The organism is Candidatus Sulfidibacterium hydrothermale (assembly GCF_020149915.1).
Lineage (GTDB): Bacteria > Bacteroidota > Bacteroidia > Bacteroidales > F082 > Sulfidibacterium > Sulfidibacterium hydrothermale.
Map to the genome: position 1 here is coordinate 90,217 of NZ_CP083760.1, position 17,091 is coordinate 107,307.

The 17,091-nt window shown below is 29.3% G+C and carries 17 protein-coding genes; 1 reads left to right on the forward strand and 16 read right to left on the reverse strand.

The window, feature by feature from the left end; genetic code table 11:
• Positions 1–313: 313 nt before the first annotated feature.
• A complete protein-coding gene (locus tag LA303_RS00345) occupies positions 314–754 on the forward strand; it encodes an HU family DNA-binding protein (RefSeq protein ID WP_240525955.1) in 441 nt (146 codons plus the stop codon).
• Here LA303_RS00345 and LA303_RS00350 read toward each other — a convergent pair.
• From LA303_RS00350 to LA303_RS00425, 16 genes are all read right to left on the reverse strand, one after another.
• A protein-coding gene (locus tag LA303_RS00350) for an IS3 family transposase (protein WP_240525956.1) occupies positions 710–1,794 on the reverse strand; the annotation gives its coding sequence in 2 pieces (ribosomal slippage) (positions 710–1,542 and positions 1,542–1,794; 1,086 coding nt in all). The two genes, LA303_RS00345 and LA303_RS00350, sit on opposite strands and share 45 nt — an antisense overlap.
• 648 nt (positions 1,795–2,442) lie before the next feature.
• Positions 2,443–2,634 carry a four helix bundle protein gene (locus tag LA303_RS00355; protein ID WP_240525957.1) on the reverse strand — a complete coding sequence of 64 codons (192 nt, stop codon included), beginning with the start codon at positions 2,632–2,634 and terminating at the stop codon, positions 2,443–2,445.
• Positions 2,635–2,671: 37 nt separating this feature from the next.
• Complete coding sequence (gene wecB / locus LA303_RS00360; protein WP_240525958.1) at positions 2,672–3,823, reverse strand: non-hydrolyzing UDP-N-acetylglucosamine 2-epimerase; 1,152 nt, start codon at positions 3,821–3,823, stop codon at positions 2,672–2,674.
• Positions 3,820–4,524, reverse strand: a complete 705-nt coding sequence (locus tag LA303_RS00365; protein WP_240525959.1) for a WecB/TagA/CpsF family glycosyltransferase — start codon at positions 4,522–4,524, stop codon at positions 3,820–3,822. Before LA303_RS00365 ends, wecB begins: the two co-directional genes overlap by 4 nt.
• Positions 4,502–5,698 carry a pectate lyase gene (locus LA303_RS00370; RefSeq protein ID WP_240525960.1) on the reverse strand — a complete coding sequence of 399 codons (1,197 nt, stop codon included), beginning with the start codon at positions 5,696–5,698 and terminating at the stop codon, positions 4,502–4,504. Before LA303_RS00370 ends, LA303_RS00365 begins: the two co-directional genes overlap by 23 nt.
• Positions 5,682–6,776, reverse strand: coding sequence for a polysaccharide deacetylase family protein (locus tag LA303_RS00375; protein ID WP_240525961.1), 1,095 nt, complete (start codon positions 6,774–6,776; stop codon positions 5,682–5,684). Before LA303_RS00375 ends, LA303_RS00370 begins: the two co-directional genes overlap by 17 nt.
• Positions 6,777–7,637: a sulfotransferase family protein gene (locus LA303_RS00380; RefSeq protein ID WP_240525962.1), complete on the reverse strand. Its 861-nt coding sequence runs from the start codon at positions 7,635–7,637 to the stop codon at positions 6,777–6,779.
• Positions 7,627–8,709 (reverse strand): glycosyltransferase family 4 protein, encoded by a 1,083-nt coding sequence (locus LA303_RS00385; RefSeq protein WP_240525963.1) that lies wholly within the window; start codon positions 8,707–8,709, stop codon positions 7,627–7,629. The genes LA303_RS00380 and LA303_RS00385 overlap by 11 nt, the downstream gene beginning before the upstream one ends.
• Positions 8,710–8,727: 18 nt before the next feature.
• On the reverse strand, positions 8,728–10,050 hold the full coding sequence (locus tag LA303_RS00390; protein WP_240525964.1) for a hypothetical protein: 1,323 nt from the start codon (positions 10,048–10,050) through the stop codon (positions 8,728–8,730).
• Positions 10,050–10,574 (reverse strand): serine O-acetyltransferase, encoded by a 525-nt coding sequence (locus LA303_RS00395; RefSeq protein WP_240525965.1) that lies wholly within the window; start codon positions 10,572–10,574, stop codon positions 10,050–10,052. The genes LA303_RS00390 and LA303_RS00395 overlap by 1 nt, the downstream gene beginning before the upstream one ends.
• A 16-nt stretch (positions 10,575–10,590) precedes the next feature.
• Entirely contained in the window at positions 10,591–11,679 is a 1,089-nt protein-coding gene (locus tag LA303_RS00400) for a glycosyltransferase (RefSeq protein ID WP_240525966.1), read from the reverse strand.
• A 5-nt stretch (positions 11,680–11,684) separates the two neighbouring features.
• Positions 11,685–12,551, reverse strand: coding sequence for a sulfotransferase (locus LA303_RS00405; RefSeq protein ID WP_240525967.1), 867 nt, complete (start codon positions 12,549–12,551; stop codon positions 11,685–11,687).
• 13 nt (positions 12,552–12,564) lie between these two features.
• On the reverse strand, positions 12,565–13,677 hold the full coding sequence (locus LA303_RS00410) for a glycosyltransferase family 4 protein (protein WP_240525968.1): 1,113 nt from the start codon (positions 13,675–13,677) through the stop codon (positions 12,565–12,567).
• 1 nt (position 13,678) lies between these two features.
• Positions 13,679–15,088: a phenylacetate--CoA ligase family protein gene (locus LA303_RS00415; protein WP_240525969.1), complete on the reverse strand. Its 1,410-nt coding sequence runs from the start codon at positions 15,086–15,088 to the stop codon at positions 13,679–13,681.
• Positions 15,081–16,214 carry a CapA family protein gene (locus LA303_RS00420; RefSeq protein WP_240525970.1) on the reverse strand — a complete coding sequence of 378 codons (1,134 nt, stop codon included), beginning with the start codon at positions 16,212–16,214 and terminating at the stop codon, positions 15,081–15,083. Before LA303_RS00420 ends, LA303_RS00415 begins: the two co-directional genes overlap by 8 nt.
• Positions 16,192–17,034, reverse strand: a complete 843-nt coding sequence (locus LA303_RS00425; RefSeq protein WP_240525971.1) for a sulfotransferase family protein — start codon at positions 17,032–17,034, stop codon at positions 16,192–16,194. The genes LA303_RS00420 and LA303_RS00425 overlap by 23 nt, the downstream gene beginning before the upstream one ends.
• Positions 17,035–17,091: the final 57 nt, after the last annotated feature.

Here is a 17,091-nt window from a genome sequence, read left to right on the forward strand (position 1 = left end):
CAAAAAAAATTTCCCGTAATTATTCACCCTATTATTCCCACACAACCCATTGAATATAAACATTTTATTTTTTATTCACGAATCCCTGTTAATAAATTATTGAAATAAAATATCACCATCTTACTTATCTTTGTTGACCGGTAATCCTCTTATAATAAGGGTTATGCGTTCTTAAACAAATTTGGATTAAATAAAAAGAAAGGAGGCAGCCTATGAAATAATTGCTTAAAAAAACGACAGGGTCTCTGTCCAACGGGTTGGTCTGGTTACCTTTAAAACCAGGATTATTCATTTTTTAAGAAAGGAGGGCGATATGATTAGTTATCGCTTAAACAAACGGGTGAACCCTCGATCACCGGAGGATACGCGTAAATATTATGCATTTCCCAAAGCTTCGGGGACCATTGAACTGAGAGAACTGGCCCGGCGCATTTCCCGCGAATCCACCGTAAGTATGATGGATACGGTAGCTGTGCTGGAAGGATTGCTCCAAGTTATTCCGGACATGTTGCTGGACGGCAACATTGTGAAACTGGGTGACTTTGGAACTTTCCGGCTGGGAATCTCTTCCGAAGGGGTAGAAAACCCTGATGAATTTAACGCTTCAAAAATCCGGAGAACCAACCTGATTTTCCGAGCCGGGAAGGTTTTTCAGGATCGCTTGAAGTGTAAGCTACCCTATTTTTCGGGCCATTCAAAATTAGAGTTTTTAAGTGAATTTTATCAACATATCCATAGGGGTTTTGTTTTTTAATGCTTCATGAGGTCTGTGGTAATTGTAATCTTCCATCCATTCACTTACTTGCTGTCGGACTTCGTTAATTGTTCTAAAAACATATGCGTTTAATAGTTCTCTGCGCAAAGAGCCATTTAGGCGTTCAATATAAGCGTTCTGTGTAGGTTTCCCCGGTTGTATAAAAACAAGCCGTATTTTATTTTTCTTACACCAACTATCCAGCTTATCAGATATAAATTCGGGTCCATTATCTACACGTATCATTTCGGGTTTTCCTCTGGTAATTAATAATCTTTTTAGCACTCTTATAACACGTAAAGCTGGTAAAGAAGTATCTACTTCAATAGCCAACACTTCCCGGTTAAAATCATCTATAACATTAAGAAGGCGATACTTCCGACCATCCCACAAACTATCATTCATAAAATCAACAGACCATACCTGATTGATTTTTTCAGGATGGAACAACGCATGCTTCACCCGGGCCGGTAGCCGCTTTTTAGCTCGTCTTCGAATGTTTAATTTCATTTGTGTATAAACTCTGTAAACTCGTTTGTGATTCCAATTGTATCCTTCTCTTCTAAGCCGGTGATAACATTTCCAAAAACCAATAGAAGGATGCTTATCAACCATTTTTCCCAGCAGTTGTATGATTTGTTCATCTCCTTTTTTCTTTTTGGGTTTATACTGGTATGTGCTTCTGGAAATATGAACCGCTCTGCATGCCTGACGAACACTTAGCTTTTGTTCCAAAACTAAATAATCGACCGCGGCTCTTTGCTCATCAGGCGTTACAACTTTTTTTCAATCAGTTCTTTCAACGCATAATTTTCCATACTTGTTTCAGCATACATCTTTTTTAGTTTGGCATTTTCTGCTTCCAGTTCTTTTAACCGTTTTACTTCTCTCACTTCCAATCCGCCATACTTTGCTTTCCAGTTGTAAAAGGTAGCCTGGCTAATGCCATACTCTCTGCAAAGGTCTGCTGTGGGAATGCCTGCTTCTTGTCGTTTCAAAATGGAAACAATTTTTGTTTCAGAAAATCTTGTCTTTTTCATCTTCTTCTTTTTTGACCGTTTAAAATTAATAATTTGTTCTGACGCGCCCGCTCTGGCGGGCTTGTCCAACTCTAATTTTAAATGGCCGAATTTCGGGGAAGCTGACAGAAGAACGTTAAATTCACCCGGGCGAAAGATGCCTCGTTGTCTTCCTAAGCCTCACGGCTTATTTTTTAAGGCAGTAACAAAATTACTGCCTTTTTTATTCCATGTAAAGACCTTTTCAAAAAAAATTAACAACGCATTATTCTACGGTAATCCCCAAACATCAAGGGAAATGACAAAGTTATTCACAATACCGGAATAAATCTTCTTTTTTTCGTAACTATTTTTCCTTCTGTATAAAAGATATACTTATCAATAAACCTTTTTATGCTGATCCATTTGCCGGTTTATGAGTATCATTTTTTATTTTGTCTTTATAAGATTAAAGGCTAAAGCTCAAAGGCTAAAATCTAAAGGCTAAAGTATTGGGAAAACTTATTTGGTTTTTTTTCTGTTTTAGAACAGATAGCCCCGAGAATGTTTTTTAATTCTTGGGATTCGGAAATTAGGATTTCACTTTTCCTGTAAGATCATTTTTTAAATTAATTCCACGAATTACTTTTAACCAGTAATTTGCTTCTCTGATTTCTTTTAATGATATTCTTACTTTATTGGTAAAATCACTTTGCTGGAAGCACCTTGTGATTCCTCATAGTTTGCACCAGCTGAAGTAGCTGCTTTTATTAGTTGATACTTTATGATTTTATACTCTTCGGTATTGGGGAGTTTTCTTAAAAAAAGAATAACATTTATCGAAAATATTAACAGCCTTTTACCTAAATCATATTCTTTCATTTTGGTTTTTTATACTTTAGCCTTTGTACTTTGAGCTTTAGCCTTTATACTTTACAATGGCTTCCACACACCGTTCAGCCGTCTTTCCATCCCATAATTCCGGGCGTTGGGGGTGGCGAGAGAGTTTTAACGTATCCTGATATTCTTTACGGATACGTTCCACATTGTTGCCTACCAACACCGAAGCCCCACCATTTTCGCGTAACGTTACCGGACGCTCGGTATTCCAACGCAAAGTAAGACAAGGAGTTCCCAATACACAACTTTCTTCCTGTAAACCACCACTGTCCGTCAAAATAATACGTGCTTCCATGTTGAGTTTTAACATTTCATGATAACCTACAGGATATAATAAGATTACTTTTTCATTAGCTCCCAATTCTTCCCATAAGCTAAATTCTTTCAACCGTTTTTGAGCTCTCGGATGAATAGGCCATATTAAATACATATCCCTCGCGACCTCATTGGACAAGAAATTAATGATCGGTTGAAGTATTTCTTTTCGATCCACGTTGGATGGGCGATGCAGGGTTAACAAAGCATAGCTTTGTAATGGCAAAAGTTTAAAGTTAAAAGGACAAAGTGAGTTTTCTTGGAGAATTTGGTTTATAGAAAGTTCTTCTGCTTTTGAACGATTAGTTTCAAGAGTATCAATCATGATGTTGCCAACGAAAGCTATTTTTTCGTCCGGGATCCCTTCTTTTTTGAGGTTTTCACCGGAGATACGGTCGGGGATAAGAAGAAGATCTGAAAGGCGATCGGTAACAAGGCGGTTAATCTCTTCCGGCATGGTCATGTCGCCGCTACGCAGTCCGGCTTCAATGTGGCAAACTTTAATGTTTAGTTTCTTGGCCGTAACGCTGCAGGCTAACGTGGCATTTACATCGCCTACCACTACCACCCAGTCTGGTTTTTCTTTTTCCAGTACTTTCTCAAATTCGATCATCGTGTAGCCCACCTGTTCAGCATGAGTACCTGAACCGACACCCAAATTGATATCTGCTTTCGGAATATTCAAGGCTTCAAAAAAAGCGTTGGACATACGGTCATCATAGTGTTGACCGGTGTGAACAAGTATATGATCTATTTTTTTGGTGTTTCCATTCGAATTATATTCATCAATAGCTTTAATAAATGGTGCTATTTTCATAAAATTGGGACGGGCACCGACTACGGAAATGACTTTCATTGAAATTTATTAAAATACAAATAATATATAAACTTTGTTAGCTGTAAATTTCTTTTTGTTCGGGCTAATGGTTGTTTATACCATCGGTATAACCATTCAAGATTAAATTGTTGCCAAACTTTCGGAGCTCTTTTTACTTTCCCAGCATAAACATCAAAACTACCTCCAAGTCCTTGGTAAATAGCTGGGTGAATTTTATACATTTCCTGCATAATTAATTCTTGTCTTGGAGAACCCATCGCTACAAAAACGATGTCTGGTTTTTTCTTTTTTATGTCATCCAGTAATTCTTTTTTTTCTTCTTTGTTTTTAATGAAACCGTCTCTAAAATTAAGAATGTTTATTCCAAAGAATTCATTTTTTAACTTATTAACTGTGATATTTATTACATCTTTTGTAGAGCCGACTAAATAAAAAGAATTTGTTTTATAATACTTTCTAATAATATGCAACCATAATTCAACACCAGGAATCCTTTTTACACTATTTATTCCCTTTTTTTTCAATGCCCAAACAGCACCAACACCATCTGGATAGCCTATATTGTTATTTATTACTTTTCTCGTTTGATCTGTTGCATGCAATATTTTTTCTGCATTAACAGCCACTAAAATACCTTTATTATTTTCAACATAACTTATGGCATCATTATAATCCTTAAAAGGATATATATGAACGTTATTTATGGAAACCGGTTTCATTTTTATTAGCTAAAAGATAAAAGCTTAGGGCATACATCATCCAAGCCTGAGACCAACGCATATAAGGAATCTTTGATGACAAACCTTGTTTTAACTGATAGTAAAAATACCCTTTTTTGTCTTGCATATTTCGAATTGTCCAGCTCAAAACTTTATCAATTAGAATTTTATGTTGATTAAATAATCCTAACTTATACATTGTGACAACGAATTGAGCCGGAGAATGTATATCAACAGGATAAACTTTATCGTGATAATATTTTGGTGTTCCGTCTCTTAAAAAAAAATTATTTAAATAAAAATTAATTCCCTTATTTATAGCATCATCAAATTCCTTAGAATCTGTATAGTTTTGATATTCACATATTGCCTCAAGATTATAACCTGTATGAAAACTATCTATCCAATTTTGCGTTGGTAATTCTCCATAAACCCAGCTTCCATCATTATTTTGCGCATGAACACATGCCAATATAGATTGTCTGGCCAATTCTTTATATTCCTCTTTTTTGGTATAATAGTAAATCCTTGCTAACAGCTTGCTACCTAAAAGAGAGGCATTATAAACCGTGTCGTTTCCCCGAAGAGGAGAATAGGAAAACAAAAAACCTTCTTTCTTGGGGGTTTTGTGCAAATCATTTTTTACAAATTCTGCACTTGACAATGCTAATTCCAGAAAACTATAATCTTTTGTTACTTCATACGCATCCATTAACCCGTAAGCTACAAAAGTGGTTGCTACTACAGTAGGCGTATATCTAGGAAATAAAAACAACCTTCTTGCCTGCCAATCGAAGTTATATCCCCAACAGCTTCCTGAATATCCGCTTGATTTTAATTCGTTTAGTTTATCTCTAAAAAATAACAACTTATCTAAATATTCTGTTTTTTTATCTATAAAATATAAATTTGAATAAGCTGTTAAAAAAAGCCCCAGTGCTTTAGGATTGTATTCTTTTGGAATCAGGAAAACCTTTCGGAGATTAACAGGATTTCGTTTAAAAGCTTGTATTTGAACTAAACGGAAAAGTGCTGAATGTTTAAACGGTAATACTTGGAAAAGTTTAGAATTCAACCCATCATAAGGATCCCATCCTTTAAAGTTTTCCTTTTCAATAAAATTTTTTAATTTTTCAAAGTTTTCAAATAAAATTAGGTTAATTAGTGTGTCCATTTAAAGTGTAAAAAAATATTTTTTTAATAATATTCGTTACTGTTAGAAATTGTACGTTCTGCTTTTTTAATAACCTTTTTAAAGTTTTATCATCATAAAAACTTTTTGAATGGCCTATTAATATAAATGGATGATATTTATATTTTGATGTTTTTTTAACCTGAAAAGCCTTTTTTAAAAAAAAATTCATTTTTTTTTGGTTAAACAGACAGAAATCCCACGTAACAAATTCCTTTTCAAAAAAGAATTTTATTTTCTCTATTTTACTTTTATTTAATGCCCTTGTTTGAATTTTTTGGAGAGACGATGTTTTATTTTTTAAAACTATTTTAATACGATGTAAATCATATTTAAAAATTCTCATTATGGGATAAGAAAAAATAGGTAATTCAATTATTGTCTCTTTGTGTACAAACTCTTGATCTTGATTTAAAACATTATAATCTTTAACAAACCAATAAGGAATATTATTTTTTATTATAGTAAAATCAACATTAGACAACTCATTTATCTCGTAACCTCCTGCAAAAACAGAAGAATCTGCAATAAATCCTAATTCTGTTAATATTCGGAAAACACTTTCAGAAGGCAATATGTTAAATCCTCCAGCCCTAAAAATGTTGCATTTATAATCTGAATTAATTGGCTTCAAAAGGTTTTCTAAAACTTTTTGTCCTGTTAAAAGAACAGTTTTTAAATCAGTATCAAACTCTTTAGTTTGATACAAAGGGATATTTTTCATACACCAATTATTATCAACTTGCCAATGATTGTTAACAAATTTTGCATTTAACCATTGTGGATGAATATGTAATTGAACATCATGCCCATTATTTAGGGCTTCTTTTATTTGTTTTTCCATAGCAAGTGCTGGATTCTCATTATACCCCATTTTATTCCCTTTTTCCCATTCTTGCTTTAATTTTAAATATTCTATAACCTCAAAAAAAATTGTAATTTTTGCATTATATTTTTTACATAAATTTAATACCTTTTGAGTCGGGAGAATTAAATTATTAAAAATATTTCCGGCCCCATTACCAAATAATTCATAATCTAAAGTCAATCCCAAGTCCATTTATAAAAATACTTTAAAGTTTTTTGAAGTAAAAAAATTAATCAACCAAATATCAAATTTACTTAATTTGTTTTTCCATTTATCCATACGGGTTTTATCAAAACCTTTTTTGAGCTCTCCTGTAGATGAATGGCTTGATGGTTTCCCAAATACTGAAAACATTGTTTGTTGTAAGTTTATTTCACAGTAGTTACATATCTTTTTAAGTTCATATTCCGGATTTAATATTAAATGATTGTAGTCAACAAAAAAGAAAAGTTCTTTATTGTTTTTATAATATTTTGCCAACCAAACGTAGTCTGTAATAAAAAGTAAAAGCGTGATATAATGAATAATGAATCCGAATTTCTTTTTTCTTTTTCTAGTAGCTTCATCATTCAATTTGGAAGCACAAACAGCTCTAATATCTCTGTGCAACAGGATAATCTTTGAGTCAGGATACCATTGTTTTAATATTTTTGTTTTACTAAAATGTAAAGGATATTTTACCCCTACTCTTTCTTTTTTCTCTTTTTTACGAAATTCATTTAGTAAAACAGAAATAAAACTTTTTAATGATCTGTCAGTTTTTAAGAATTCTTTTTTTATCAAGTTTTTGCTAATTCCCAAGTCCTTATAATCTTGCCAAAAAGTACCTCGAATTTTTTGTGTATAAACAAAATCTACTAACTTGTTTACATTTTCTTCTTTTTGCAAATTCCCGAATTTGTAAAATTGTTTCCCAAATGAGTTTAATAATGGTAAAAATAAATGCATTTCATCAGTAGCCATCGCAACTTGTGAATTGGCATTTAAAATATTTTTTAGCAACGTGGATCCTGTCCGGTGCATTGCTATAATAAAAATGGGTTTATTGAGCATCAAATACTTCTTGATAATGTTTTAGAAACCTTTTTGAGATAACATCCTTTGTAAATGTTTTTTTTGCTAATTCATGATTATTTCGTGAAATTTTTTCATACAATTTGGGATTGTTTAATAAACTTTCTATAAAAGGGACAAAATCATTCGGATTTATGCTAGATATAATAAATCCATTCTCACCATTTTTTACCCAATCAGGAATCCCTGCATTAATTCTTGATATTATCGGCATACCATAAAGCATTCCTTCAAGAATTGTGTTTGGGATACCTTCTCCGTACATTGTAGGAAATAATGTTATATCACAAAGTTTTAATACATTATGTTTTTCCTCATCCATTATATATCCTTTAAAAATTACATTGTTAATATTTTTTTGTTTTACATATTCTTTTGTTTCTTCTAGTTTATCACCATCTCCAGCTATTACTAATTCCATTTTCCTATTGTATTTGGTTTGTATTATATTGAAAATATCAATTGCTAACTGCATTCCTTTTCCTTTAGTAATTCTAGAAAGAAATAAAAATCTAATCATCCTACTACTTTCAGAAAAATTTCTTATTCTTTCTTCTAATGAGAAATCATTAATATATTTATCATCAGCTATCATTGTTTCCAAAAAAAATAATTTATTTTTATCTATTCCCATCCTTGTTAATTTAGTCTTAAAAATAGTGCCTGATATAAAGAATGCATCAACATTATTGTAAATAGAAAATATATTTTTATAAAGCCTTGAATTTATTATTATATTTTCTAAATTATAATCCCAACCGTGAATAAATACAACAACTTTTTTTTTCTTTAATTTTGCAATTAATAAAAACAATAAATCACGCCATATAGCAGTTTTAGTTAAAGAAGGATTTAGATGTACAATATCATAACTTTTTATTTTAATAAAAAATTCAAAATATTTTTTGAACAAGAAAAATATTTTTTTCTTTTTGGGTTTACTGTAATAAAAGTAATCAATGAAATCATAGGAATTTAAGTTTAGAACTTTATAAAAATTAACCACCCCACCTCTATAAACCAAATCCCTTGTGTTAATAATAACCTTCATCTATTGTGTTAAATAGAGTTAATACCGTCTTTTATATCGAGTTGTTAAATGTTTGAACATCTCATCTTTAGCACTAATAGTCAAACCAATAATAGAGTAATATAAAAACACCATTGAAGGTGTAGTTATTGTTACACTACTATAAGTAAAAAAATCAAGAAAATAGATAATTACAAATACTAATGCTGTTATCCCTAATTTTTTGAAGTTCTTATCTAACTGTGAAATTCTTTTTTTTATATGATTGAACAAACTCAACTGAATAAATATCCACACAATCATGCCAAATATTCCAGTTTGAAATAATACCCAAAACATACCTGTTCTAGATCCATATCCCAAATTAAATTTATATTGTAATACATTTGCATGACCTTTTATTAATTTTGTTTTTATTATAGAACCCGGGCCAATTCCAAATAAAAAATCTTTAATCTCTCTTTTCTCAAAAAAATCTATAACCAGAGGGAAAACACTAATCCTTCCCGTTCTTTGTATCTTATCCACTGAAACATTTCTAGTTTCGTAATCAAAAATATATTCCGCTACATAGCTAATATCAAAACTCCCTCCTACTTTATTCTGTTTATTTAGACTTGGATTAATAACCACTATCAGATAGATTGTTATTAAACCCAATACTAAGAATTGTAAAAAACGAACAATTCTTATTTTCTTGGATAATAAATAACGATTAAAAAAATAAACATTAACGATTAAAACACTTGGAATAAATACCAAGATCGCTCGTTTACTACCGGATAAACCAAAAAGAGTTAATAAAACAATATAAATGATTAGTTTATTATTCTTCTCGGGATAATATTTAGAAAAATACAATGTCAATGCAAATAAGGGAAAAATAGCAGAAACTGAACCGCTATCAACAGACATTGTACCTATGTAATTTTCAGTCATTCCCACCAAATAAACTTTTAGGAAAGCAGCAATTAATTGTACGATAATTAGTATTTGTAGATGTTTCCAAAATTTCTGAAAAAAACTATGAGAATTGTTAAGTTTTAGTAATGAAAAAAGTAATAAAAAGGGAATTAAGGTTCTTCTAAGAAACAATAAATATAATAAAAGAGACTCTCCAGATAAAATAAAAGAAATTAAAGAAATAAAGAAATAAAGAAAAACTAAAAATCTAAAATACTCAATTTTAACAGGCTTCTTTTTCAGGTTAATTAAAAATAAAATAATAATTAAGCCGTCTATAATTAATCTAACAACTCGATCATTAATCCCAAAAGATATTTGTAGTAAAAAGGGGGTCATACTAATATAAAGAAGCATTAATACAATATAATAATTAAGCTTGTTAAACAATTGACTCATTATTTATTATTTTTTACATTTGTTTCAATTGATTTTATTATTTTAGCAGGATTCCCAACAACAATTGAGTTGTCGGGAATATTTTTAGTAATAACTGACCCTGCACCAATAATAACATTATTTCCAACAGTAATTTCACCCAGTATAATAACACCACAACCAATATCCACATTATTACCAATTACAGGTGATGCACCTCCCTTTTTTTTATTACCAATAGTTATATTATGTCTTAGGGTAATATTGCTACCTAGAATTGCATTTTCATTAATAACTATACCATGCCCGTGAAAAATTTTAAGACCTCCCCCTATTTTTGTACCTTCTCTAACATCAAATGTCAATAGCCAATTAAAAAGAACTCTATATAAAATTCTTACGATGAGTTGCGGGATAAAAATGATAATGTTAATTATTATATTATTTGTTTTACTACACAAAAAAGATGTTGTTCGAAAAGAAGTTAATAATAACAAACTCTTTAAATTTGTCTTATTATTTATAATATCTTTTTTTAATTTCATTATTTTAGAAAAACTACTAAGAAAAAGAATTTAAGTATTTTTTTAAGTTTTTATTAATAATGTTTTCCCAAGAATAATCAGACAATGTTTTACTGATAGTCTGCGGCTTTATTTTGTCTAATCTCTTAAATGTGGAAACCAGTGCTTCGTAAAATGATTCTGGAGTATCTTCACATAAAATCCCATTATCATTATTAATTAACTTTTTATTTTCAAGTGTGGAGGTTGCTATACAAAATAAGCCAGAGTTAATATATTCAAACGTTTTTGTTGGAGGTTGGCATTCAAAGTATTCAGTTTTTGGTATAAAAGATACTCCAATATTGTTTTTCACAAAAAAAGACATCAGTTTATAATGAGGTATTTTACCATGGAGAGTAATAATATTTTCTAGCTTTGTAACATTAACAGCTTGCTTAATTTTTTGAATTTCTTTAGAATTACCGGGTCCAACAATATCATACGTAATTGAAATTTCCCCTCCATATTCAGTAAAGAATTTTTTTAACCCATAAACAGTTTTATAAATATGCCTTTGATTTAAAATGCCAACATATAATAAATTCATTGAATTTACATTTGAACCTTTCTTTTCCACAAATTTATCAGAACCAAGAGGTAATATATGTGTTTTTTTAGTTCTTAATCCTAATTTTTTAGATAAGCATTCAGATATTATTGTAACATTTTTAAAAAAAAATGTTTCTGTTTTCAATAAATAGAAAAAGAATACTCTTTTAAACACATTCTTATAAATAGGTCCTGTTCTCAAATCAAGTATATAATTACAATTTTTTTTATATGAGAATAACTTTATAAGTGAAGAAAATTGAAAATAAAAGATAAAAATTATATCAAACTTTTCTTTAGATAACAATGAGTTTGTTTTTTGAATTAGTTTAATAATTGTTTTTAACTTACCATAGTTATTATTTATAGTTACAATATTAATACTGGCTGACCTATATGGGTTATCAACCGAATTTAAACACAAATAGGTTATTTCAAAATCACTACTTAAATATTCACAATATTTTAGCCCGTCAATTAATGTCCCAAAGGACCTTTTATCGATGAATAAAATTTTCTTTTTTTTATTTACCATATTGATTATTGATCAAATTCCCACTTATCGGGAAAATACTTTTTTAAATAATATTTAACATTATGCTGATAATACCAAAGTTTTTTCTCTGGGTGCCCATTGTAATAGTCCCCCGTATTAATATTGTATTTATTTATTCTTGTTTGGATGTAATTAAGTTTATTATTATTATTATTTTTAATTTTTGCTTTAATCTTTGGGATTAATTCTAAATATTCTTGTGAATATTTGGTGGGCTTTATTTCTGATTTCTTTTTTTCAGTTTGTTTTCTAATTCCGTAACTTCCAAATGCAAAATGGTGCTGTTTCTCCCAAAACTTTTCTTTTCCATTGTAATATGGCAAACCTGTTAATTTTGATATCTTTATTAATAATAATTTGGGGTTTTGAACCAGCTCGTCATAATTAATAGAAATGAAAGATAAGTTTGCATCAAAAAATTTATAGTAATAATTAGTATATTTTTTTATAGCATCTTCTATTTTCCCACCTCGCTTCCAGATGGAAAAAATGTAATCATAAATATTCTTATATAGGAGTAAATTCCAAACTTTAATATCTGTATTTGATAACCATAAATTATTGTCAATTACCCAATTTATACTTTTTGATGAATCAATTAACCAATCAACTTGTAGTTTTTCAAAAGCTTCTTTATGAAAATTTGATTCATTACTATAAATTATTTTTGTTAATACTGGACATGGGTCCATTCCACAAGAACATTTAATTTTAAAATGGTGGTTTCGATATGGACGATACCAAGCGTGTATTTCTCCTAATGAAAAAGCATCCTTATCATTTCCCAACATTAAATCTAACATTGTGCTGCCACTTCTACCAGTCCCACATATATTTATTAATGTTTTCATAATGTCTGAAATTTTATTTCAATAATAACTTTTCAATAAGATCAATATTTTCCATTGAAAAGTACTTAATACAATATGACTTTGCAGACTTTCCCATTTCTTTTCGAAGAGTTTTGTTATTAATTAGTAAATCTAATTTTTGTGTCATTACATCAATAGTATTACAATAATAACCTACTTTATATTTATTGAAAACATTATCAGGATTCACATTCAAGCTCAACACAGGAACTTCATTAAGCCAAGCTTGAATAAATGTAACAGGAACACCCCCTTCCAACAAACTTGTATTTACAAAAATATGCGAATTTGCTAAAACGTTATTTACTTCATCTGGGTGTAGTTTCCCAAGAACGAATAAGTTTTTTGAACTACTTATTTTTTTTAAAATAAACTTACCATATTTAGTCTTTTTATCTGGTAATTTTCCAATAACTTTAAATAATATATCTTCCTGACTTTCATATTTCCTTGCTAGTTCAATAAATTTTTCCAACTGTTTAATAGGTTTTATATTTGCTATCCAAACTACTGATATCGGCTTATCTTTTTTTTTAATCTCGTAATTTGGAACAGGAAAAAATTTATTTATTAAAATAGTATTACTTTTATTATAGTTTAATAGTAATTGTTCATTATGATAGTTCTCTTGGGTGATGATCATATCAGTATTTAGTATTCCGAAATTTATTAGCTTTTTATTTAGATAATTTACAAGCAAGGAGGGGGTCAACTTTAAACTGTACTTTTCCACATCTGTTTTTGAAGCAATATGCCAGATAACTTTACATCTGTGTTTTTTGCAATATTTACAGGCTATTCCTAAAAATGGCATCAAGTTACGGTGGTATATAAAATCAGGGTTAATTAATTTTAATTTTTTATTAATTTGTTTTCTGTAAGAAAACAGAGGGTTCCCAAACCATTTGTTTTTCTTCAATAACTTTAAAGGATGTAATATAATCCCATCATCTTCATAAGGAACGTCGTCATTGGTGGAGTTAACAAAAATATAATGAACCTCATACCCTCTTTTTACCAAATTTTTTGCAAGTATAAATGCTTGGTGTTCAGAACCTCCAATCAAATACTTGTAATAACTGTAAATTAAGAAAACAATTTTCATTTTAATTTAAACAATTATCTTTTCTAATATTCGAAATCACGTACAAATGTTTACCTGACTCTGTTCTTGGAGTGTTTTCAACATACGTCCAGTTTAGTTTACAATCACTCCCAAACATTTTTTTAAAATTATCTTCAATTATTAGTTTCTTATCATTGCTAATTTTATTAAAATTAGTTGTTTTAATAAGAAACTCTATATTTTCATAATCATGTTGAATAATTTGAAACTGCTCAATATCTTCTATAGAATTAAAAATTGTGGTTAAAAAAGTTCCATCAATTATATCTCCATTTTTTTTATATAGATTACTAGCTGTTCTTCCTGTCAACTCTTGATAATGCAGATAATCGAAACAAACTTTATCATTAATTATTTTAGCTGTATCTCCAATATCGTATCGTATTAATGGCATTGCATAATTATTCAGGGTGGTCAAAAGCATTTTCCCATTTTTTCTTTTACATATCTTTCTTTTGTTATTACCCACAATCTCAACCAGATTATTATTAATAAGTACATTCCAAAATTGATGACTTTTATCTTCAAAAGATATAGCCCCTACTTCCCTGCTACCATAAAAATCATAAACCTCACAAGAAAAAGCTTTTTCAATTTCAAACCTCATTTCTTTTGTTAATAATGTTGCCGTAGAAATTATTTTGTTCTGTGGTTTTATTTTGATATTGTTTTTATTAATGTAAAGGGCAACATTATACAAGCTTTGTGAATAACCTCGAATATAATCAAACTTGATTTTATTTAATATGTAAACACATTCTTTCATTTCTTTTTTAGTCAAAGAGCTTGAATTCATGGTTATAGTATTATTTTTAATGAAATGCTTAAATAGATTTTTGGGTAAAGTTGGCCTGCCAATGTCTTGAGAAGCCCCCCAAATTAAAAACACATGCTTTTGCCATGGTTTTATACCAATTTGCCTTAAAAAAAATAAAAAATTTGCAGTATGATTTCTTTTAAACAATTCATGTTGTAAAAACATGGCTTTTTCACCTGTTGAACCTCCCGAACTGTTTATGTAAGAGTTTAACAGCTCTGATTCGTCTGAAGTAAGATCGTCAAAATTCTCTCTTATAATTGTTTTTGTTAAAATAGGTAAATTTTCAATCTCAGATAGACTTTTTAATTCTATTTTATCGTTTTTAGATTTAACCCAATTAGCTTTTTTAAATATATTGTAATAATAAACAGTATGTTTATTAGCATAGTTTAATATTTCATTAACATGTTTAAGCAGAGCATCTATTTGTTTCTTTTCACTTTGTTTTGATAACTTAATTATTGCACGATACTTTTTATAAACATACCTGTTTTGAGGTTTGAGTAAAACCCCTAAGTACAACGAAAAGAAGTGAAAGATAGATTTTATTTTTAAAAAGATGTTAATCATCTTTGTAAAGATTTAGTTTTATAATTTCTATAAGATTTTCTCTGTGAGATTCACATCTGATATTATTTAGTAAGGACATAAGAAAACTTTCATTGAAAATATAATTAATAAAACCTGTCCGCTTTAACAAAGCAAAAACATATTTATTGACAGGAAGTAATGATTTTAAATAGCTATTTTGTTTTTTGCGAATAAATTCTTTCCATTTTTTTTCATATTGATCTTTGTCCAAAATAATTTTAGAAATATAGTCAAAGAAATCAAGGAATTGTTTTTTTTCTTTATTAGATAAAATATTTATTCTATAGTTATTTTTATTTTGCTTATATGGTATCGTTTTATAATTCAATCCTCTTTCATTTATTTCTAATAACAAATAAAATCCAATATGTGCTTGCTCAAATCCTCTTGTAGAGGGAAAAAAGAAATTACCTAAACTATAAAAAATTGGCGATTCTTTATAGATTTCCATCCCTTGAATACAATGAGGATGATGCCCTACTACTAAATTAGCACCAATATCAATAAAAAAACGATATAATTGTTGTTTTTCAGGAGATGGGTAGTGAAAATGCTCATTGCCACCATGGGCAAAAATTATTATATAATCGACATTTTCTTCTTTTAATGATAGTATTTGACGCAGCACATGATAGGTATTACTCGTACCAACTTCATTAATGTTTTCATTAAACTCATTTTCAGCATAAGAAATTATTCCTATTTTTTTATTCCCACTTTCAATAGTGATATTGTTTCTTATTTTATTTCTAGATGTTCCTGCACCAAATGTTAAGATATTATTTTTACTACAAATATTAATGGTATCATCTATTCCTTGACCATCAAAATCTTTAATATGATTATTTGCTAAAGAAACAATATTTATTTTTGCTTTATTCAAAAGCCCTATAGATTCAAAATTAGCTTTTATAGAAGGGCCGATTTTCTTTATTTTTTTGTTTGAGTTTGTAAAAGGACATTCTAAGTTACCAATATTATAGTCAGACGACCTTAATTGTTCTAAAATATCTGATTTTAAAAAATCAGATAAAACATCATTTGAAAAAACAAAGTCTCCTTCAATTGATGCCGGGCAAATGTCACCAACAAAACCTAAGCGCATTATTTTTTATTATTTTTTTGATCGTATTTTTAATTAAAAGAGGATTAATCCCAAGTTTCCTTAAAAATATATTTATCAATTCTCTATATTCTCCTGATTTACGTTTTAATAGATCAAATGTTGTGAAATATTCTGGCCAAAAACTTTCACCAAAGTTTGGATTAATATTTTCTAAAATGTTTTCCCAAGATTTATCTGGTTCGTATCCAAACTTAATCAAATCGTCAGATATATTACCATGTAAAATAACTTGACCTACCACTCTTGATAAATCTGCTTTCCATACGCCAATCCCATTAGGTAATATCGGTCTAACTCCCTTTAAAGCAGATAAAGCTTTTTTATTAGGTTTTGCAACTAAATGATATTCACTAAATTTTGCTTTCCTTTTTAAAAATGGAATTTGTTTTTCAATTAATTCTTGTATTTCATCCGGTTTTGAAACCAAATCTTCATATTTTATTAAAATGAATCTCTTATGTTTTCTAAGCTTATCATAATACTTTACAAATAGTTTCCAATATCGTAACCCTGCCCAATAAATATCCTGTCTAGAACCATGTTTGCTAATAATAGCATCTCTAGGGTCTCTTATAATGCAAATTACATATAAATCCGGATTAAGCATTAATGGTAAATTAACTGCATAATAATCTGCTGGGTATTTTGTTAAAAAAATATTTCCAGTTAAAGGCTCATCTTTAAAAATTCTAGCTTCGTGTTCAACATAATTGTCAATTTCATAACATGCAACCATTGCTTCTGCAAGTAAAGTTGTACCTGTTCTTGGACCAGAGCCAATAATGTGTATCCTTTTCATTTTATTAAAATAGAAAAATACAAACAATAATAAATTTAATCCCAAATAGTTACGTAA